18 protein-coding genes and 1 tRNA gene are annotated in these 18,276 nt (G+C 69.3%); 7 read left to right on the top strand and 12 right to left on the bottom strand.

Going from position 1 to position 18,276, the window contains the following annotated elements:
- The first annotated feature begins 154 nt into the window (after positions 1 to 154).
- The gene (locus AB0F17_RS15065) at positions 155 to 508 is read left to right on the top strand and encodes a hypothetical protein (protein WP_358022020.1); all 354 of its coding nucleotides are present in this window, start codon (positions 155 to 157) and stop codon (positions 506 to 508) included.
- Positions 509 to 588: 80 nt separating this feature from the next.
- Here AB0F17_RS15065 and AB0F17_RS15070 read toward each other — a convergent pair whose 3' ends face one another.
- From AB0F17_RS15070 to AB0F17_RS15080, 3 genes are all read right to left on the bottom strand, one after another.
- The gene (locus tag AB0F17_RS15070) at positions 589 to 1,548 is read right to left on the bottom strand and encodes a pirin family protein (protein WP_358022023.1); all 960 of its coding nucleotides are present in this window, start codon (positions 1,546 to 1,548) and stop codon (positions 589 to 591) included.
- Between the two features lie 214 nt (positions 1,549 to 1,762).
- Positions 1,763 to 3,178, bottom strand: a complete 1,416-nt coding sequence (locus AB0F17_RS15075; protein WP_358022026.1) for a serine hydrolase — start codon at positions 3,176 to 3,178, stop codon at positions 1,763 to 1,765.
- A gap of 169 nt (positions 3,179 to 3,347) precedes the next feature.
- On the bottom strand, positions 3,348 to 4,193 hold the full coding sequence (locus AB0F17_RS15080; protein ID WP_358022028.1) for a fused MFS/spermidine synthase: 846 nt from the start codon (positions 4,191 to 4,193) through the stop codon (positions 3,348 to 3,350).
- Positions 4,194 to 4,289: 96 nt separating this feature from the next.
- Between AB0F17_RS15080 and AB0F17_RS15085 the strand changes: the two genes are divergently transcribed.
- The 4 genes from AB0F17_RS15085 (at position 4,290) to lat (ending at position 8,504) form a co-directional block, all read left to right on the top strand.
- On the top strand, positions 4,290 to 5,765 hold the full coding sequence (locus AB0F17_RS15085; RefSeq protein ID WP_358022031.1) for a penicillin-binding transpeptidase domain-containing protein: 1,476 nt from the start codon (positions 4,290 to 4,292) through the stop codon (positions 5,763 to 5,765).
- 54 nt (positions 5,766 to 5,819) lie between these two features.
- The gene (locus AB0F17_RS15090) at positions 5,820 to 6,467 is read left to right on the top strand and encodes a hemolysin III family protein (RefSeq protein ID WP_358022034.1); all 648 of its coding nucleotides are present in this window, start codon (positions 5,820 to 5,822) and stop codon (positions 6,465 to 6,467) included.
- Positions 6,468 to 6,623: 156 nt separating this feature from the next.
- Entirely contained in the window at positions 6,624 to 7,157 is a 534-nt protein-coding gene (locus AB0F17_RS15095; protein WP_358022037.1) for an HdeD family acid-resistance protein, read from the top strand.
- 75 nt (positions 7,158 to 7,232) lie between these two features.
- Positions 7,233 to 8,504, top strand: a complete 1,272-nt coding sequence (gene lat, locus AB0F17_RS15100) for an L-lysine 6-transaminase (protein WP_358022040.1) — start codon at positions 7,233 to 7,235, stop codon at positions 8,502 to 8,504.
- 159 nt (positions 8,505 to 8,663) lie between these two features.
- Here the strand turns inward: lat and AB0F17_RS15105 are convergent, their stop codons facing one another.
- On the bottom strand, positions 8,664 to 9,218 hold the full coding sequence (locus tag AB0F17_RS15105) for a TetR/AcrR family transcriptional regulator (RefSeq protein WP_358022043.1): 555 nt from the start codon (positions 9,216 to 9,218) through the stop codon (positions 8,664 to 8,666).
- A gap of 116 nt (positions 9,219 to 9,334) precedes the next feature.
- Here AB0F17_RS15105 and AB0F17_RS15110 point away from each other — a divergent pair, with 116 nt between their 5' ends.
- Positions 9,335 to 10,000, top strand: a complete 666-nt coding sequence (locus tag AB0F17_RS15110; protein WP_358022046.1) for a class I SAM-dependent methyltransferase — start codon at positions 9,335 to 9,337, stop codon at positions 9,998 to 10,000.
- Here the strand turns inward: AB0F17_RS15110 and AB0F17_RS15115 are convergent.
- Positions 9,997 to 10,764 (bottom strand): LLM class flavin-dependent oxidoreductase, encoded by a 768-nt coding sequence (locus tag AB0F17_RS15115; protein WP_358022049.1) that lies wholly within the window; start codon positions 10,762 to 10,764, stop codon positions 9,997 to 9,999. The two genes, AB0F17_RS15110 and AB0F17_RS15115, sit on opposite strands and share 4 nt — an antisense overlap.
- A gap of 16 nt (positions 10,765 to 10,780) precedes the next feature.
- Between AB0F17_RS15115 and AB0F17_RS15120 the strand changes: the two genes are divergently transcribed.
- Positions 10,781 to 11,653, top strand: coding sequence for a LysR substrate-binding domain-containing protein (locus AB0F17_RS15120; RefSeq protein ID WP_358022052.1), 873 nt, complete (start codon positions 10,781 to 10,783; stop codon positions 11,651 to 11,653).
- A 12-nt stretch (positions 11,654 to 11,665) separates the two neighbouring features.
- On the opposite strand, the gene AB0F17_RS15125 is transcribed toward AB0F17_RS15120, so the two are convergent.
- From AB0F17_RS15125 to AB0F17_RS15155, 7 genes are all read right to left on the bottom strand, one after another.
- Positions 11,666 to 12,439: a helix-turn-helix transcriptional regulator gene (locus tag AB0F17_RS15125; RefSeq protein WP_358022055.1), complete on the bottom strand. Its 774-nt coding sequence runs from the start codon at positions 12,437 to 12,439 to the stop codon at positions 11,666 to 11,668.
- Between the two features lie 428 nt (positions 12,440 to 12,867).
- Positions 12,868 to 13,095, bottom strand: coding sequence for a response regulator transcription factor (locus tag AB0F17_RS15130; RefSeq protein WP_214637173.1), 228 nt, complete (start codon positions 13,093 to 13,095; stop codon positions 12,868 to 12,870).
- Positions 13,096 to 13,249: 154 nt separating this feature from the next.
- Positions 13,250 to 13,325, bottom strand: a tRNA-His gene (locus tag AB0F17_RS15135).
- Between the two features lie 66 nt (positions 13,326 to 13,391).
- A complete protein-coding gene (gene orn / locus AB0F17_RS15140) occupies positions 13,392 to 13,985 on the bottom strand; it encodes an oligoribonuclease (protein ID WP_358022059.1) in 594 nt (197 codons plus the stop codon).
- Positions 13,986 to 14,055: 70 nt separating this feature from the next.
- Entirely contained in the window at positions 14,056 to 15,186 is a 1,131-nt protein-coding gene (locus tag AB0F17_RS15145; protein ID WP_358022062.1) for a DUF2510 domain-containing protein, read from the bottom strand.
- Positions 15,187 to 15,235: 49 nt separating this feature from the next.
- Complete coding sequence (locus AB0F17_RS15150; protein ID WP_358022064.1) at positions 15,236 to 16,582, bottom strand: hypothetical protein; 1,347 nt, start codon at positions 16,580 to 16,582, stop codon at positions 15,236 to 15,238.
- A gap of 160 nt (positions 16,583 to 16,742) precedes the next feature.
- Entirely contained in the window at positions 16,743 to 18,230 is a 1,488-nt protein-coding gene (locus AB0F17_RS15155) for a serine/threonine-protein kinase (protein WP_358022067.1), read from the bottom strand.
- Between the last annotated feature and the right edge of the window lie 46 nt (positions 18,231 to 18,276).

Consider the following 18,276-nt stretch of genomic DNA (forward strand, 5'->3'; position numbering starts at 1 on the left):
CCGAGCGGAGCCGCGGATCGCGGGCTCTTGGGCGGGCCGGGCTGTTGATCATGGGGCCAGCCGTCAACGGCGCGGCGAAAACCGGCTTGGACTTTTCATGAACTTTGCCGCGAATGTCGTCGTCTTTCCTACTGAAATGCAAACGGCAGGTGGCATGGCGAGAAAGCTGCTATCCGTCACCGCCATCGCCGGACTCGTGCCCGCCACCGTGGGCACCACTGCCGCTTCGGCGACCGTCCAGACGAGTCCCAGTGCATATCTGACCGATAGGCATGGGAATGTGTGCCACAACAAGATCATCGTCTGCGACCGCAGTACCCACCACCGTTACGCCATGGCCAAGGTCAGGTACCAAGAGCACCCCTACCAGTACGTCAACGCGTACAAGAACCAGGACTGCGTCGAGTGGACGACCAGGCACATGTCGCATGGCAAGATCGAACTGTGGGCCTGCGTGAGCGTGAAATTCGGCTACTGCGGGGCCGAGAAAACAGTAGTCCGCCCGTAATGGAATTGCCCATTCAGCACGATGGGCCGCCGTGAATTACGGCGGCCCATCGTTATGCTGCTATTTCCACTGCCGAACAATCAGGCGGCGGGAATGGATCCCAGTCGTCCTGCCTGATAGTCCTCGAAAGCCTGGACCAGCTCGGCGCGGGTGTTCATGACGAACGGACCGTAATGGGCCACCGGCTCGCCGATCGGCTGGCCGCCCAGGACGATGACCTCCATCGTGTCCTTCGCCGACAGAGTGATCGTCTCGCCCGTCGCAGCCAGGCCGGGACGGTCGCCGAAGCCGTCGAACACGGCCAGTTGGCCGCTGGCCAGCGGACGCCGGTCGGCGCCGACCGTGCCACGTCCCGACAGGACGTAGGCGAGCGCGTTGAAGTCGCTGCGCCATGGCATCGTCAGCCGCGCGCCCGGGCTGATCGTGGCGTGCAGCAGGGTGATGGGCGTCTGGGTGCTGCCAGGCCCGGCGTTCCCGGCCAGGTCGCCCGCGATGAGGCGGACCAGGGCGCCGCCGTCGTGGCTGCTGAGCAGCGCGACGCTGGAGCTTCCGATGTCCTGATATTTCGGCGCGATCATCTTCTTGGCGCCCGGTAGGTTCACCCATAGCTGGATGCCGTGGAACAGGCCGCCCTTCTGCACCAGCCACTCCGGCGGCGCTTCCTTGTGCAGGATGCCGGAGCCGGCGGTCATCCACTGGGTGTCACCGTTCGTGATCGTGCCACCGCCCCCGTTGGAGTCGAGGTGCTCCATCACGCCGTCGATCATGTAGGTGACGGTCTCGAAGCCGCGATGCGGGTGCCACGGGGTGCCCTTGGGCTCGCCGGCCGCGTAATCGACCTCTCCCATCTGATCCATCATCACGAACGGGTCGAGGTACTCCGGCTTGATCGCGGCCAGGGCGCGGCGGACCGGGAAGCCCTCACCCTCGAAGCCGCTCGGCGCGGTCTCGACCGCGAGCACCTTGCGGGCCTGCGCCCCGGCGACCGGCTCTGGCAGGCGCGGCAGGGTGAGCGGGTTCTCTACGGTGACGGCGGGCATGTCGGGCTCCCTTCGGCGGAATCTGCTCTGCTCAACCAAGTTGAGATTTCAACTATTCCACGACCCGCCCCTCCCGCGCATTCGACGACGTGACCGCCGACCGGCAAGGGCCGGCGGTGAATCGCGGGGAGCCGGTGGTGGATCGCGGGGAGCCTGCGACGTGATCACAGCCGGCTGCGGCCGGCGGTGGATCCGCCACGGCCGCAGGGCCGGATCAGGACGTCTTGAGCAGCGTGAACGCGCCCCGCGCCAGCGCGACGAGCTCCTCGTAGACCTGGTCCTCGTTGAGAGCTGCGGACGGGTCGGAGGCCATGGCCGTGACCACGAAGGTGCGTCCGGACGGCGTGCGGGCCAGGTAGCTCAGGTTGAGCACACCGGGTTCGGAGCCGCCCTTGTACCAGACCGTCGGCCACTCCTCGGCGGGCAGCTTGATCCCGCCGGTGTTCTGCGACATCACCTCGCCGATCCGCTTGTCACGACTCTTCGCCAGCTCCGCGTAGGCGCGGCAGATGTCGGCGGGGGAGCCGAACCACTCCACCGAGTCCAGCTCGCGCGGCGCGGCCCACGGGATGACGCTGGACAGCGGGAGCTTGTCGACGACCTCCGACAGGTAGGCCCGCCGCCCGGCCGTGTCGCGTGACAGGTACTCCTTGGCGTGCCGCGGATAGTCGGCGCCCTTGAGCACGAACAGCTCCCTGGTGTTCAGGAACGGGGTGTTCCGCTTCACCTGGCCGTGCCAGGACCGTACGGTGTGCTCGACCGACGTCCGGCCGGCCTGGTGGAGCAGCAGGTCCGCGCCCGTGTTGTCGCTGATGGCGATCATCAGCTTGGCCGCCTCCAGCACCGGCACCTGGCTGTTGTCGGGACGGTCCTGGAGCCGGCCGCTCGGCAGGCTCTTCAGCTCGGGTTTGATCGTCATCGGGGTGTCCCAGGAGAACCTGCCCTGCTCGATCTTCTTGGCGACGGCTCCCAGGACGTACAGCTTGAACATCGAGCCGAGCGGGCGCGCCACGCCACCGGCGATGGCGTGGGCCGGGCGGCAGGTGCCGTCGGACTTCACCTCGGCGGCGAGGAAGCCCACCTGGGGCGCCGCCTTGCGCGCCCGCCGGTCGAGCTCGTCCCAGCTCGTGGGCGAGGGCTGAGGAGGCGCCGGTACGGTGAACAGCGCGGAGTTGATCTTTCCGGTGGCGTCCACCGAGAGCGTCAGTTTGAGCGTCTGGGCGCCGACCACCACGTGGGCGATCAGAGCGGTGGGCGCGGCGCCGAGGATCCTCTCCAGCCGGATCCCGCGCAGCGAGGCCAGGGTCTCGTTGAACTTGGCCGCCGGAACCTGCTCCAGAAACGCCGGGGCGAGGTGCTCGGCCAGCTCGGCCTGTCCGAGCGGCGCCCTGGCGGGGGCGTCGAGCAGCCAGCGCAACTGCTGTCCGACGGGCGTGCCGGGAATCTCCACGGGCGGCGCGGTGGGCGCCGGAAGCGATCGTGGAACGTTCCAATCGAAGGAGCCCGCGAGAGACACCGTGAGCGGCCTCGTGGTGGCGACGTTCGTAGCGGTCACTCCCGCGCACGCGGTGAGTGACATGGTCATGGCGGTCGCCGCGACGGCAAGGGCCGGTTTCGACGGGGAGAACATGGCAGCTCCTTCGACTCGGACTCAGGCTCGGGCCCGGACTCGGTGGAACACATGCCCCCCGGCCAACCGGCCCCGTCCTACATACCGCACCCGGTGAGCCGTCGTCCTCGCATCCGCGGAGTTGCGGTCGACCGAGCGCGGGGCTCAGCCGAAGACGGCAGCGCGGGGCTCAGCCGAAGACGGCGGGGGGCGGCACCGGGGCCAGCACCGCGTCGCCGTCCTTGATCGGAGAGGCGCCCGCGACGAAGTTCGTCAGTGCCTCCCCGTGCACGCACCTGGCCTGGGTGAGGCCACCGGCCGCGCGGCGGGTCAGCAGGTCGATCGGCAGCTCCGCCCGCGAGGCGGCGACGATGAGGTTGCCGAAGCGGCGCCCGCGCATGACGCCCGGCTCGGCCAGCAGCGCGACGTGCCGGAACGTGCCCTGGACCGTCGCCACGAGCCGCCTGGCGAAGGCCAGCCCCTTGCCGTCGGCCATGTTGATCAGCAGCGTGCCCGACGGGCGCAGCACTCTGGCGATGTCGCCCATGTACTCCGTCGTGGCCAGCTCGACCGGCATGGTGGCGCCGGAGAAGGCGTCGAGGACCAGCAGGTCGGCCGAGTCGTCCCAGACCTTGGCGGTGCCCTCGCGGCCGCCCTGCACGATCACCTTCAGCCGTGGCACGGACCGCAGGTCGAGCTGCTCGCGGATCAGGTTGACCAGCAGCCCGTCGGGTTCGAGGACGATGTGCCGGGAACCGGGCCGGGTGGCCGCGACGTAACGCGGGATCGTGCACGCCCCGCCGCCCACGTGAACGCAGGCGAGCGCGCCTTCCGGAAGAAGGTCGATGACGTCTGCCATGAGACGTACGTACTCGAATTCCAGATAAGTAGGGTCTTGTAAGTCAACGTACGACTGAGGTACGCCATCCTTGGACAGCACCCAGCCGTCCTGCCTGTCCAAGTCCCGGAGCAGTTCTATCTCGCCGAACGTCACCGGGTAGAGGCCGGGCATCGGCTCCCGCTGTCCTCGTGCCACGCTGATCCCCTCCTGGGAGTAAACCGTATGCGACGACGAAGGCTGATTGTGCTGTTTATCGCCGTTGTTGCGGTAGTCGGCGCAGGTGCCTTCGCGATGGTGGTGTCCACGAGGGTCAAGGGCAGCGCCGCGCAGACCTCGGCCGCCTACTTCGCGGCGTGGAAGCGGGGGGACCTGCAGGGCATGGCGGCCCTGGTCTACCAGCCGCCGGCGGACTTCATCGCCCGGCACCGGTCGTTCTCGGAGGACCTGCACGTCGAGGACATCCAGTTGCTTCCCGGGGCCGTGAAGGGCACTGGGGAGACGGCGGCCGAGGTGCCGTTCACCGGGAGCAGGATCTTGAGCGAGTTCGGGGCGTGGCCGTTCAGCAGCACGTTGCGGCTGGCCGTACGCGACAGGACCTGGAAAGTGCTCTGGGCGCCGGAGACGCTGGACCCCCTGCTCAAGGACGGCGGCACGGTGCGGCTGACCGAGTTCGACGGGCCGGCGGTCCAACTGGTGACCAGTGAGGGGGAGAAGATCCCCAACGACAGCTACGCCGAGTCCTACCTCGCCGAGCTCAAGCCGGAGTTCGACGAGGTGGGACAGGGATGGGCGCTGGAGTCGGCGCTGCCGGGACAGCAGGCACGGCGGCTCAAGACCGTCGAGCCCAAGGTGAGCCTGGAGCGCACCACGCTGTCGCGCTCGGTGCAGGCGGCGGCCGCGCGGGCGCTCGACGGGGTGCGGAACGCGTCGATCGTCGCGATACGGCCCAGCACCGGCGAGGTGCTCGCGGTGGCCGACCGGCTGGAGGACAACTACAGCGCGTTCCGCGACTTCTTCCCGCCCGGGTCCACGTTCAAGACGGTCACGGCGGCGGCGCTGCTGGAGGCGGGCCTGGATCCGGCGGCGGAGGTGGACTGCCCCGGAACGTACACGATCCCGAACTCCAGGACGGTCAAGAACGCGGGCGAGCAGGGGCACGGTAGCGTGACGTTCGCCGACGCGTTCGCGTACTCCTGCAACACCACGTTCGTGCGCGAGGCCGTCGACCGATTATCAGCTGACAGCCTGGTCGAGACCGCCGCGAAATGGGGGTTCAACGGCGCCAAGCTGGCCACGGGCCTGGGCGGCCACTGCGGTCGGATGGATCCGCCCGACAGCGTGGACGAGCTGGCGGCCGACTCCTTCGGCCAGGGCTCGGTCGAGGCGACCCCGCTGTGCATGGCGATGGTCGCGGCGGCGGTCGAGAGCGGCTCACTGCGCGTGCCGCGCATCCTGTCGAAGGCCGCCGTGGAACGGATCGACGGCCCGCCCGCCAAGCCGGTCGAACTCGACGAGGGAACGGTCACGGCGCTGCGCGACATGATGGCCGCCGTCGTCGACCACGGTACGGCCGCTGCCGCCGGGCTTCCGGCCGGCGTGTCCGGCAAGACGGGGACGGCCGAGGCGGGGACGGGAGAGGCGGCGCGGGAGCACGGCTGGTTCATCGGTTACCGCGACGACCTGGCCTTCAGCGTCTTCGTACGGGACGGCGGCTCGGGCCGGAGCGCCGCGCTGCCGGTCGCGGCCCGCTTCCTCAACGGGTTATGACCTCCGGTAGACCGCGTTGAGAGATTCACCATAACCTACGGTACCGTAGGTTATATGACGACGATCTCCGCGAAGCCGAGGCTGAGAGGCTGGTTGCACACAGGAGCGTTGCCCGTGACGCTGGTCGCCGGGTTCGCGCTCGTGGCGCTCGGTCCCACACTGCAGGCCCGTCTCGCGTCCGCGATCTACGCGATCACCTCGGGCCTGCTCTTCGGCATCTCGGCCACCTACCACCGTGGCACGCTCGGCCCGCGCCTGGCCGAGGTGCTGCGCCGCTTCGACCACGCGAACATCTACCTGATCATCGCCGGCACCTACACACCCTTCGCGCTGCTCGCGCTCGACGGGGCCGCCCGCGTGGCCGTCCTGGCGGTCATCTGGGGCGGCGCGCTGTCCGGGGTGCTCTTCCGGGTGTTCTGGATGAGTGCGCCGCGCTGGCTCTACACGCTCCTCTATCTGGCGCTCGGCTGGACCGCGATCTTCGTGATGCCGCAGTTGCTCGACGGCGCGGGCGTGGTGGCCGTCGTGCTGGTCGCCGTCGGCGGCGCCTTCTACACCGCCGGAGCCATCGTGTACGGGCTGCGCCGCCCGGATCCGTCACCCGGCTGGTTCGGCTACCACGAGGTGTTCCACGCGTTCACGGTGGCCGCCTACGTGGTGCAGTACATCGCGGTGTCGATCGTGGTCTACTCCCACGTGTAGGAGCCCTGGTGCGCGGCAGGGTTCAGCAGCAATGATGGATAAAGGCTGCTCAGGTAGCTGATTTCGCCCGGACGGCACGGAACGGTTGGTGGCGGGTTACCGACTTTTGACCGCGCGGTGGTCTGCTTTCGTGATCGATCGGGAGATCAGACCAGTATGGAGCAAATCGCAAGTACCTGGTGGCTCGTCCTCATTCGCGGCATTTTGGCGGTGATCTTCGGCATCCTGGCGTTGATCTGGCCAGGGAAGACGCTGCTCGTGCTCGTGATCTTCTTCGGCGCGTACGCGATCGTCAGCGGGATCTTCTCGGTGTTCGCCGCCTTCAGGCACGGGGCTCAGTCTCGTGCCTGGCTCATCATCTCCGGAATCATCGGGATCCTGGCGGGGATCATAGCGTTCGTCTGGCCGGGCAAAACGGTGCTGGCCCTGCTCTTCGTGATCGCCTTCTGGGCGATCATCAGTGGGGTGTCGGAGGTCTTCGCGGGCATCCAGATGCGCAAGGTGATCGAGAACGAATGGATGCTCATCATCGGTGGCATCCTTTCCGTCATCTTCGGCGTCCTGCTGCTCGTCCAGCCCGGCGCGGGGTTGCTCACCCTGGCCTGGCTGGTCGGGATCTTCGCCATCCTGTACGGCATCGCGATGATCGTGCTGTCGTTCGAAGTGAAGAAGCTTGCGCCTACGGCCTGAAGCCCGGAAATTTTTCGCATATATCGGGCTTGGACAGGGAAATGTATGCCATGTCTGGTTCAACGTGGAGGAGACATGGACGTACACGACCGCCTTGCCCGCCATCTGCTCGTCGACGGTTACCGGCTTGTGCTCGATCTGGAGCGCAGCCAAGGCTCCTGGCTCGTCGACGCCCGAAACGGCCGCCGATACCTGGACTTCTACACGTTCTTCGCGAGCGCGCCCCTCGGCGTGAACCCGCCCTTCGAGCCGGAGTTCGTCCGGCTCCTTGGCGAGGTCGCCCGCAACAAGCCCGCCAATCCCGACATGTACACCGCACACCTCGCGGACTTCGTCGACACCTTCACCCGTGTCCTCGGCGACCCCGAGCTGCCCCACCTGTTCTTCGTCGAGGGTGGTGCACTGGCCGTCGAGAATGCGCTCAAGACCGCCTTCGACTGGAAGAGCCGCCGCAACGAGGCGGCGGGCCGGTCCCGCGACCTCGGCACCCAGGTCATGCACCTGACCAAGGCATTTCACGGCCGCACCGGCTACACCTTGAGCCTGACCAATACCGAACCGGGCAAGACCGACCGTTTCCCCCAGTTCCGCTGGCCGCGCATCGACGTACCCGCCATACACCTCGGACAGGTCGAGGCCGCCGAGCAGCACGCGCTCGCCCAGGCACGGGCCGCCTTCGAGGCGAACCCGCACGACATCGCCTGCTTCATCGCCGAGCCCATCCAGGGCGAGGGCGGCGACAACCACATGCGCCCGGAGTTCCTGCAGGCCATGCAGCATCTGTGTCACGAGTACGACGCGCTGTTCATCCTGGACGAGGTGCAGACGGGCGGCGGCACGACGGGCACCGCCTGGGCCTACCAGCAGCTCGGCCTGGCGCCGGACATCGTGGCCTTCGCGAAGAAGGTCCAGGTGGGCGGCATCATGGCCGGCCGCCGCGTGGACCTGGTCCCCGACAACGTCTTCCAGGTCAGCGGCCGGATCAACTCGACCTGGGGCGGCGGCCTGGTGGACATGGTCCGCTCACGCGGCATCCTGGAGATCGTCGAACGCGACGGCCTCATCCCGCGCGCCGCCACCCTCGGCACGCTCCTCGTCGAGCGCCTCACCAAACTGCAGGTGGAGCACCCGCACCTGGTCTCCAACCCCCGGGGCCGCGGCTTGATGTGCGCGTTCGACCTGCCCGACAGGGCCGCGCGCGACGCGCTGGTCGCGCGGCTGCGGGACGAGGCGGGCGTGCTGGTCCTGGCCTGCGGCCCGCGCTCGGTACGGCTCAGGCCCGCGCTCAACATCCCCGAATCCGACCTCGACCACGGCCTCATGGCCATCTCGGCGGCCCTCCGCTGACGACACGCGCACATCTTCACCGGCGCTGTGTACCTGCCCGGCGGCGACGGCTACGACGCGGAACGGCGATCGACCGGCACCCCGTCGCCCGTGTTCGGCTCGTCGGCGGGCGGTACGGGCGCGCGTTCTGTCGGGTCGCTCTCGCGCCTGGGAGGTCGGTTACGGCTGACCCAGTACGGCACGTACTCCGGGTTCGACGGCCGTGCGGAAAGCGGCGTCGAGTTCGGCGGGCGAGGCGGTGGCCTCGCCGTCCACCCACGCGCGCAGCAGTCCCATGAACGCGCCGACCACGCAGACCACCAGCAGGTCGAGCGCGGCCGACGCCCGCGCGCCGGCGGCGACAAGCTCGTCCCTGACGAGATCGGCCAGCAGCTGCTCCCCACGCATGTGCACCGGCCCGCCGCCTCGCCGCCCCAGCAGCGCCCTCACCAACCGCTCCTGCTCGCGGACGTGCTCGAACATCGGCAGGCTGAACCCGAACAGCTCCCCCTGCCCGCCGGTCGGCGCGGGACGCAGGAAAGCAAGCTCGTCGATGTTGCTGAGCAGCACGGCCTCCTTGTCGGTGAAATGGGAGTAGAACGTGGAGCGGCCCACGTCCGCCCGGTCGATGATGTCGGTGACGGTCACCGCCTCATAGCCCTTCTCCAGGATCAGCGCCACCAGCGCCTCCTGGATCAGCCGCCGCGTACGCCGCACTCGCCGGTCTCCGGACAATTTCCCGCTCCCTGTTCAGTACGGCACAGCGCGGCCGATCTGCTTGTTGACCCTCCCACAGTATGAACGCATCATTCATAACCGAACAGCTTGTTCGGAATTCGGGAGGTCATGCCATGGGGCTGGGGAAGCTGCTGCACCACCATGAGGAGCGCGCCGACGCGGGCGGCATCATCGATCGCCCGCGGGCCTATGAGGTCTTCGGCTCGATCGCGTTTCTTGGCGGCCGTCGCGCCGCCTTCACCCGCGTGGCCGCCGCGGCACGGCCGCGGGCCGGGGATCGGGTCTTGGACGTCGGCTGCGGCACCGGTTATCTGAGCCGGATTCTGGCCCCGGTGGTCATGCCCGGCGGCCATGTCACCGGCCTGGACCCGTCCACCGCGATGATCGAGTACGCCACCCGGCACGCCCCGGCCAACTGCGCCTACGTCGTCGGCGAGGGGCAGGACATGCCGTTCCCGGACGGCTCGTTCGACCTGGTCATCTCCAGCCTGGCCGTGCACCACATACCCGCCGGGGCCCGCCCCGAGGCGCTGCGGCAGATGTTCCGGGTGCTACGGCCGGGTGGGCGGCTGCTCATCGCGGAGTTCCGGCCGCCGGCCAACCGCCTGGCCCGGCACCTGGTCGGCGCGCTGTCCGGCCCTGCCATGCGGCATGACCCGCGTGACCTGCTCGGCACCATGATCCCGGACGCCGGGTTCGAGGTGGAGGCCGAGGGCGACCTGCCCTACCTGCTGTACTACGTCCGTGCCTCCGGCCGTAGGACGACACCAACGCCCTAAGCCGGGTGCCCGAAGGGCGGCAGTGCCGGGGCGAGCCACTCCAGTTGGTCCACGCCGGCCGCGAAGTCGGTGCCGATCGGCTGCATGAGCGTCACATGATCCGCGCCGGCGGCCAGGTGCTCGCGTACCTTGGCGGCGATGTCGGCAGGGTCGCCATGGGCGATGATCGCGTCCACCAGCCGGTCACTCACCTTGGCGATCTCCTGCTCCGAGTAGCCGAGCCGGGCCAGGGCGGCCGCGACCCAGGTCAGGCGGAGGCTGCCCGACACCTGCTCCCGTGCGAGAGCCCGCGTCCGGTCGCGGTCGGCGCCCGGGACCACGGAGAGCCCGACGACCAGCAGTTTGTCCGGGCCGAGTACCTGCCGGGCCTGCGCGGTGAACTCGGGCGGCCCCCCGGCGGGCAGCGCCCCATCGGCGATCTCGCCGGCCAACGCGAGCATCTTCGGGCCGTTCGCGGCGATGATCCGGGGATAGGCCACGTCGGGTGCGGGTGGCGAGGTCGGGCTGTCCATCCGCTCGCGGTAGTCGCGCATCGTGGCCAGCGGGCTGCCGAACACCATCCGCCGTGTGGCGGCCAGCAGCACGGCCAACTGCACAAGGGCGTCCTTTCCGCCGATGACCTCGTTGGTCCAGACGGCGTGGTAGCCGGCGCGTTCCAGCCGCTCGACGGCCTCGCGCTGCAGGTCGATGGACAGGGCGTCGGTGAACGAGACCGGCAGCGTCAGGCCGACCGGCCCCAACGCCCGGCGGGCCGCGTCGACCACGGTGGTCCCGCCTCCGGTGGACCTGGATCTGCGGCTGGTGCGCTCGTTCACCACGGTCGCCGAGCACCGGCACTTCGGTCGTGCCGCCGCCGCCCTCCATCTCACCCAGTCCTCGTTGAGCCGGCAGATCGCCCGTCTCGAACAGCAGGTTGGCGCCCGCCTGCTGGACCGCACCCCCCAGGGCAGCCGGCTCACCGACGCCGGAGAGGTCTTCCTCCCGCTCGCCCTCACGCTGCTGCGCTCCGCCACCCGAGCCGTGGCGCGGACCCGGGGCGCCGCCCAGACCAGCCGGATCGCGATCGGCTACATCGGCAACCTCGTCCTCACCCCGGCGGTGCGCGAGCTGCGCCACCGGCATCCCGGCGCCGAGGTGCGGATCATTCACCTGGCCTGGGACGAACCACGCGCTGCGCTCCTCGACCACCGGGTGGACGCGGTGGTGACCCGGCTGCCGTTCCCCACCGAAGAGCTGCACGTCACGGTCCTCTACGACGAACCCCGGGCGCTGCTGGTGCCCGTGGAGCACCGCCTGGCGGGCAAGGCGTCGGTCACCCTCGACGACATCGCCGACGAGCCGATGCCCCGGGCGCTCGACCCGGTCTGGAACGCCTTCTGGCGCGCCGACCCTCGCCCCGACGGAAGCCCGGCACCCGACGGCCCCCTCATGGAGACGGGCGAGGACAAAGTCGAACTCGTCGCCAGCGGGCAGGCTGTCGTCATCCTCCCGGCCACCGCCCGCGTCGGCAACGTGCGCCCCGACCTCACCATGATCCCTCTGGAGGGCGTCGAGCCCAGCCACGTCGTGCTGGCCACTCGAGCCGACGACCGCAGCCGCCTTGTCGCGACCTTCCGCAAATGCGCCGAAGCCCATCTCACCGGGCCGGGGTGATCCGTCCCAGCATCAGTCGCGGTGGTGACGGGACTGGAGGAATGCCGCGGTGGCGGCGTCGGCGGGCAGGAAGGCCTCCAGCTTGAGCTCGGCCAGCGTGACGTCCACCGCGGTGGCGAACGAGGTGAGCGTGGTCAGCAGCCGCAGCTCGGCATCGCCGGTACGCAACCGCAGCGGCACCGCGAACCCCAGATGGTCGTTCCCCGGCACCGCCTCGGGCACGTAGGACTCCAGCTCGGTGATGAACGCGTCGAGCCGCGGATCCTGGCTGCGGAGGAGGTCGGCCCGCAGGCTCTCGGTGATGTGCCGGCCCCAGTCCGCGAGGTTGACGACCCGAGGAGCCATGCCCTTGGGGTGCAGGGCGAGCCGCAACACGTTGATCGGCGGCTCGAGCAGCTCGGCCGCGACTCCCTCGGTGAGCACCTCGAAGGCCGCGTTGGCCGCCACCAGCTCGCCGTAGGGCCGCACCACGACCGCCGGGTACGGCAGGTGGCCGTCGAGGATGCTGTCCAGAGCCTCGCGTACCGGGCGCAGCATGGCGTCGTCCAGACCTGACTCGGGGAACAGGGGGGCGTAACCGGCCGCCAGCAGCAGGCCGTTGCGTTCGCGGAGCGACAGGTCGAGCGACTCGGCCAGGCGTACGACGATGGCCCGCCCGGGGCGGGATCGGCCGCGCTCCATGAAGCTCAGATGGCGTTGGGTGGTGCCGGCCCGGTTGGCGAGCTCGAGCTGGCTCACCCGCCGGTTGCTACGCCATCGTCGCAGCTCGCTCGCGAATCGTTCCACGCCTCCCTTTCTAGCCCACGCGCGTGACGGAGCACGATTCCCCGCAGGGAATGACACGGGCTCACGAATGCCCCCGAGACGGTCTCACCGTCTCGTAACGGCGCCCGACCACCTCCACCGGAGGAGCGTCCCCCTGGAGAGAGCCCAGCCCCGTGTGGCGGGTGGGGGTGCCCCATGCCGGCCGTAAGAGAAAGGACTGCAACGCACGCACGAATCTCCGGCCCGTCCGAAGGCCCGCCACGCGGAGATCCTGCGCGCCAGAGATCCGGCCCGAGAGAGCGTCCAGCCCGCGAGGTGGCCCGGCACGCGGAGAGCTGGCCCGCAAGAGGTACGGCACACGAGAGGCCTGGCGCGTGCGGAGGTTCGCCGCGATCAGGACACCGCGCTCAAAAAGCCGCAATCATGACACCGAGCTCAGGACGCTGCGCTCAAGACGGCGGACGCGACTGCCAGAGGCCGATCGCGGTGACGCGCGAGTCGACGCCGAGTTTGGCGTAGATGCGGTTGACGTGGTTCTTGACCGTTTTCTCGCTGAGAAACAGTCGTTGCGCGATCTGCCCATTCGACTGCCCGGTCGCGATCAGATCCATGACCTCGGTTTCGCGCTTGCTCAAGGACGTGAACACGCTATCGAACGCTGCGTCTTCGACTCTCATCCGGCCTCCGGGGGCGCGCAGACGGTCAGATCGCCGAGGCCCCCGCGCATCCGGCGTAAGCGGTAGACAGCGAGCATAACTCGCAATGTCATGTTTTGGGGACGTTGCCGTAGAAAACGACAAACGGCCGGTCCCAAAGGACCGGCCGCGTGCATGGGGTGAGTGAAGGGACTTGAACCCTCGACATCCAGGACCACAACCTGGCGCTCTACCAGCTGAGCTACACCCACCATGAACCGCCGAGGTGGCGGCACAGGAAAAGTGTAGCGGTCTTCGGGAGTCTTTACGCCACTCAATTAGCCGGTGACACGCTCGGCCACCGCTCTGGCGGTGGCCGAATCAGGCCCCGGCTGGCCGACGAAGATGGCCGCCCGGTAGTAGCGGAGCTCCCTGATGCTCTCCGTGATGTCGGCCAGCGCGCGGTGTCCGCCCTGCTTCTCCGGGGCCGCGAAGTAGACCCGGGGGTACCAGCGGCGGACCAGCTCCTTGATCGATGACACGTCGATCATCCGGTAGTGCAGATAGCCGTCGACCGCGGGCATGTCGCGCGAGATGAACGTGCGGTCGGTGCTGATGGAGTTGCCGCAGAGCGGCGCCTTCTTCGGCTCGGGGATGTGGCGGCGGATGTAGTCGAGCACGAGCGACTCCGCCTCCGCCAGCGTCACCCCGCCCGCCATCTCGGGCAGCAGGCCCGAGGCGGTGTGCATCTCGCGGACCACCTGCGACATCTGCTCCAGCGACTCGGGCGGCGGTTTGATGACCACGTCGACGCCCTCGTCCAGCTGATTGAGCTCGCTGTCGGTGATGATGCACGCCACCTCGACGAGCGCATCGCGACCCAGGTCGAGCCCGGTCATCTCGCAGTCGATCCAGACCAGCAAGTCACTCATTCGATCTCCTCGCCCAAGCGGCTCGGAGTCATCCGCCCGCCTGAATACCCCATCAGCCTAGTGCCACCAGTTATGCGGGCTTGAGCGAGCTGAGGACCTGGTTGACCACGTCGGTGCCCAGATTGTCCGGAACTGACGTGTATAGGAGGGCTGGAGGCTGGCCCTGGCCGCGATCCATCAAGACGATCGCGCCGTTTTCCTTGTTCCACTTGTAACCTTTGGCCTTCGACTCCTTCGAGAAGTCGAGCTGGAACTGGAGGACCCAGGCGTCCTTGCCGCCTATCTTGAGCGCCTTGTCCTGGACGATCTTGTTGGTGTGTGTGATCGGGTAGTACTCGGCGAAGTTCACGAACACCGCCTTGGCCGTGTTGCTCAGCCCCTCCGTCCCCGTGTAGGGGTAGAGCGGATTGAGCAGACCGCTGAAGACGTTGCCGTTCCAGTTGTCCTTGCCGTTGTACTTCTCCTGTGAGATCGCCTCCACGCCGCTCGACCAGGCCTGCTGGCGCGGGTCGGAGCCGTTGATGGAGCTGGACTCGGGCACCTTCCAGCCTTCGGGCACCTGGAAGGACAGGCCCGCCTGCGGGTCGGAGATACGGCCGTCCTGCGGCTGTGGCAGCTCTGCCGGGGCCTGCGACGGCGGCTGGGTGGTCTGGCCCTGCTCCGGCGACTGCTCCGTCTCACTGGGCGTCGGGGGCGCGGCGAGGGTGTCGGCGTTGCGGTTCACGAAGAAGATGCCGGCCACCACGATCAGGCCGACCACCACGAGCGCCGCCAGCCCGCCGAACACCCACGGCAACGGGTTGCTCTCCTTCGGCGGCGGACCGTAACCGGGTCCGGGCAGTGGGGTGTCACCCCATCGATTCTGGCCGGGCGGGCTGTAAGAGGGCTGGCCGAACGCCGGCTGCTCCTGGGTGGGCTGCGCATACGCCGGCTGGCTCTGGGCGGACGGCCCGTACGCGGGTTGCCCATAAGCGGACTGCCCGTATGTCGGCTGGCCGAACTGCTGCGTCGGGTTCGCCGGCGTGGCGGACCAGTCGGGATTCGACTGCTGCTGCTGCGGTCCGGAAGGCGGTTGCTGTTGCGCTGGCGTCCCCTGCTCCAGCGGGTGGGTGGCGTCCGTCCACTGGCCGCCGTCCCACCAACGGAGTTGGGGCGATCCGTACGGGTCGGGGTACCAGCCCGCGGGGGTCTGCGTGGTCATGTTCGTCAGCGTAGTAACAACAGCTTTGATATGCATTGCTGGCTCGGCATCAGCACTTATACGTGAAGCTCGCTTTGTCCGTCCTGAGGGGTCCGGGAGACAGCACCCGGAGGGTGGCCGTGGCCTTGACGGTGCTCTTGCCCTTGAGCGTCCACCGGAGTGGCACGTTGTAGGCGGTCTGGCCGGAGGTCGTCTGGAGTGTCTGCTTGACGATCTCCTTGTCCAGGTTCTTGCGCCACTCGTAGGTGATCTCGCCGGCCTCACCGTTCGTGACGATCTTGCCTGTGACGACGACGGCGCTGTTGCAGCCCTGCGTCTTCTTCGGCGCCACGACGTCGATCGACGTGATCGCCAGGTCCGGGGAGGCGCTCAGCCTGAGCCAGGCGAAGATCGCCCCGCCCATGACGATCGCGAACACTATCGCCGCGAGGATGGTTCGCCACCGCCTCGCCCGTGCCGCCCTGGACGGCCTGCCGGCGCCGTGCTGGACCGTTCCGACCTGCTCCCGGCCCTCCCGCCAGATCCGTTCCGCCGTGGTGCCGGCCTGCGGCGCCTGCGTGCTCACTCCCGGCCCGAAGTGCACCGGCGCCTGATGAGGATTGGGGACGGCGAGCAACGTGACGATGTCACCCTCGTCGAGCGGCGGCTGCGCCTCCACGGGCGGATGCGCGAACGCCGACCTGCCGCGGGCCGCCTGCGCCAGCCGGTCGTGCTTGATCGCCCCGCCCGGCAGCGCCGCGGGCTCGGAGAGCACGACGGACTTGGCGGCGCCCAGGCCGTGGGTGGTCGCGATGACCGCGGCCCGCTCGAAGAGGGCCGCCGCCCGCGGGGCGCTCCGCGTGACCGAGGCGGCCAGCCCCCGCGCCAGCGACGCCCACGCCGCCGCGTCCCGCTCCGGCAGGGAGATCTGCCCGCGGATGGCGTCGGACAGGCCGCGTTCCGACAGCAGCGCCGCGCCTTCGGCGGTGATGACCACGGTGCCCGGATGCACGGAACCGTGGGTGACCCCGGCCGCGTGCAGCGCGAGGAGGGTCTGCGCCGTCTCCGCCAGTACGGCCGCCGCGCCGCTCGCGTCGATCGGCCCGGCGGCCAGCAGGTCCGACAGCGTCGGGCTGACGGCCTGCGCGGTGAGCAGCCAGACCTGGTCGCCCGCCGCCACGACGTCGGCGACGGGGATCAGCCCGGTCAGCCCGGCCAGGACGAGCCGCTGGTCGGTCAGCACCGTCGCCACGACGCGCTCACGCACGCCGGGCAGTCCGATGATCTTCGAGTCGAACAGCAGGGCTCCGGCCCTGCGCCCGTCGGGTGAGATCGCGTCGATCCAGTTGCCCAGCTCGGTGATCCAGGTGTTCTCGGTGAGCCGGAAGCCGGCGATACCGTGTCGCGGGTTATCCATCGCCGTTTGCTCCATCGCCGTTTGCCCCCGACGCCTTTCTAGCGCTTCCTCCGGTGTCGTCCGCCATAAGGCGCTTTACCGCAAGTGTGACCGGAAGCGCGCCGGACGTCACCAGCGCGCGCGCCAGGACCGCGCCGCCCTCCGGCGACGGTGGGCCCGTCTATCCGCTGTTTGCACCGTCCGAAGGGGTCCTCGGCGGCGCGGAACTGGGCTCCGGGGTGCTGAGAGTACGCGTCGGTCTGACGGTCGGGGGCGCGGTCGTGGGCGGCTTCGAAGTGGCGGACGTGGCCACCGCCGGCTGGTCGTCGACATCCCTGGTGATCTCGGGCTCGGTCGACTCGGTCGGCGGCGCGGTCTTGATGGCGGTTCTGGTGGCGGTCTTCGAAGGTCTGGGCTTCGGCGTCCTGGTGATCGTCCGGGTCGGTGTGGGCGTCGGCCTGCGGGTGGTGACGGGCGGCGGCGCGGTACTCGTCGAGGTCGTCGGCTCCGGCGTGGTCTCCTCGACCGTCGGAGTGGGCTCCTCGGAAGGTTCCTCGTCCTCGGACGCGGCGGGCGGCGCCGGCTCCGTGGCAGAGGGCGTCACCTGCGAGGTCTGCGCCTGCAGGGCGGGCTCGCTGGACGCCGTCTTCACCAGGACGAGCGCGATGCCGATCAGCAGGCCGGTGCAGGCGGTGCCGATGAGGATCTTCGTGGAGCGCTTGCCGAGCACCTTGCCCGGTTCGGCGAACTGGTTCTCGGCGAGCGAGGTCTGCGCCTCCGCGGGACCCGGCGGCGGGCTGGGGAACAGTATCAGCAGCAGGCCGGACAGCCGGGCCAGGCGGTGCTTGCCGCGCTCCTCCCAGTCGGACCCGTACGCCCTGGCCGCGACCGCTTCGAGCTCCGTCAGGAACGCCTCGGCGGACGACGGGCGATCGACGGGGTTCTTGGCCAGGCCGCGCTCGACCAGGTTCCGCAGCGGCCCGGGGACCTCCTCGATGGGTGGCGGCGAGCTCTGGTGCTGGCGGGCCAGCGCCGCGAGGTTGGGCGAGCGGAAGGGGCGGGCGCCGGTCAGGCACTCGAAGAAGACGACGGTGGCGGCGTAGACGTCGGTGGAGGGCGCGGCGGAGGCGCCCGACCACTGCTCGGGCGACATGTAGGGCGGGGTGCCGGCGGCGCTCGCGTCCTCGCCGTTCCTGACCGCGATGCCGAAGTCGACGAGCTTGCTGGAGCCGTCGCCCTGGACCATGACGTTCTCGGGCTTGAAGTCGCGGTGCACGACGCCGATCGCGTGGGCCGCGGCCAGACCTTGTAACGAGCCCTTGAGCACCAGCAGCGCGGCCTCCGGGCCCGTGGGGCCCTCCGACCTGAGCAGTTCGCGCAGCGAGACCCCGTTGACGAGCTCCATGACGATGGCCGCGCCCGCGCCGGCCTCGACGTATTCGATCAGGCGGGCGTTGTGCGGGCTGCGCATGGTGCCCAGCAGCCGGGCCTCGTGCCTGAACCGGGCCACGAAGCCGACGTCGGACCGCAGCTCGTCGGAGAGGTACTTGACGGCCACCTCCACGCCGTCGTGGTCCCGCCGGGCCAGCACGACCCGCCCGGCTGATCCGGCGCCAAGCTCACGAATCTCGGTATAACCCGGGACCCCCCACGGGCCATCGTCGTACATACGGTCTCCTCCGAAGTCCTCTGGGCCCCCACGCTCATCAGACGGA

Origin of the sequence: Nonomuraea sp. NPDC026600, from assembly GCF_040638335.1 — a bacterium.
Taxonomy (GTDB): domain Bacteria; phylum Actinomycetota; class Actinomycetes; order Streptosporangiales; family Streptosporangiaceae; genus Nonomuraea.

Bases quoted from the DNA above. Each gene is read 5' to 3' on its own strand.
- AB0F17_RS15065 (WP_358022020.1), top strand. From the start codon at position 155: ATGGCGAGAAAGCTGCTATCCGTCACCGCCATCGCCGGACTCGTGCCC.
- AB0F17_RS15070 (WP_358022023.1), bottom strand. From the start codon at position 1,548: ATGCCCGCCGTCACCGTAGAGAACCCGCTCACCCTGCCGCGCCTGCCA.
- AB0F17_RS15075 (WP_358022026.1), bottom strand. From the start codon at position 3,178: ATGTTCTCCCCGTCGAAACCGGCCCTTGCCGTCGCGGCGACCGCCATG.
- AB0F17_RS15085 (WP_358022031.1), top strand. From the start codon at position 4,290: ATGGTGGTGTCCACGAGGGTCAAGGGCAGCGCCGCGCAGACCTCGGCC.
- AB0F17_RS15090 (WP_358022034.1), top strand. From the start codon at position 5,820: ATGACGACGATCTCCGCGAAGCCGAGGCTGAGAGGCTGGTTGCACACA.
- AB0F17_RS15095 (WP_358022037.1), top strand. From the start codon at position 6,624: ATGGAGCAAATCGCAAGTACCTGGTGGCTCGTCCTCATTCGCGGCATT.
- lat (WP_358022040.1), top strand. From the start codon at position 7,233: ATGGACGTACACGACCGCCTTGCCCGCCATCTGCTCGTCGACGGTTAC.
- AB0F17_RS15110 (WP_358022046.1), top strand. From the start codon at position 9,335: ATGGGGCTGGGGAAGCTGCTGCACCACCATGAGGAGCGCGCCGACGCG.
- AB0F17_RS15130 (WP_214637173.1), bottom strand. From the start codon at position 13,095: ATGAGAGTCGAAGACGCAGCGTTCGATAGCGTGTTCACGTCCTTGAGC.
- orn (WP_358022059.1), bottom strand. From the start codon at position 13,985: ATGAGTGACTTGCTGGTCTGGATCGACTGCGAGATGACCGGGCTCGAC.
- AB0F17_RS15145 (WP_358022062.1), bottom strand. From the start codon at position 15,186: ATGACCACGCAGACCCCCGCGGGCTGGTACCCCGACCCGTACGGATCG.
- AB0F17_RS15150 (WP_358022064.1), bottom strand. From the start codon at position 16,582: ATGGATAACCCGCGACACGGTATCGCCGGCTTCCGGCTCACCGAGAAC.
- AB0F17_RS15155 (WP_358022067.1), bottom strand. From the start codon at position 18,230: ATGTACGACGATGGCCCGTGGGGGGTCCCGGGTTATACCGAGATTCGT.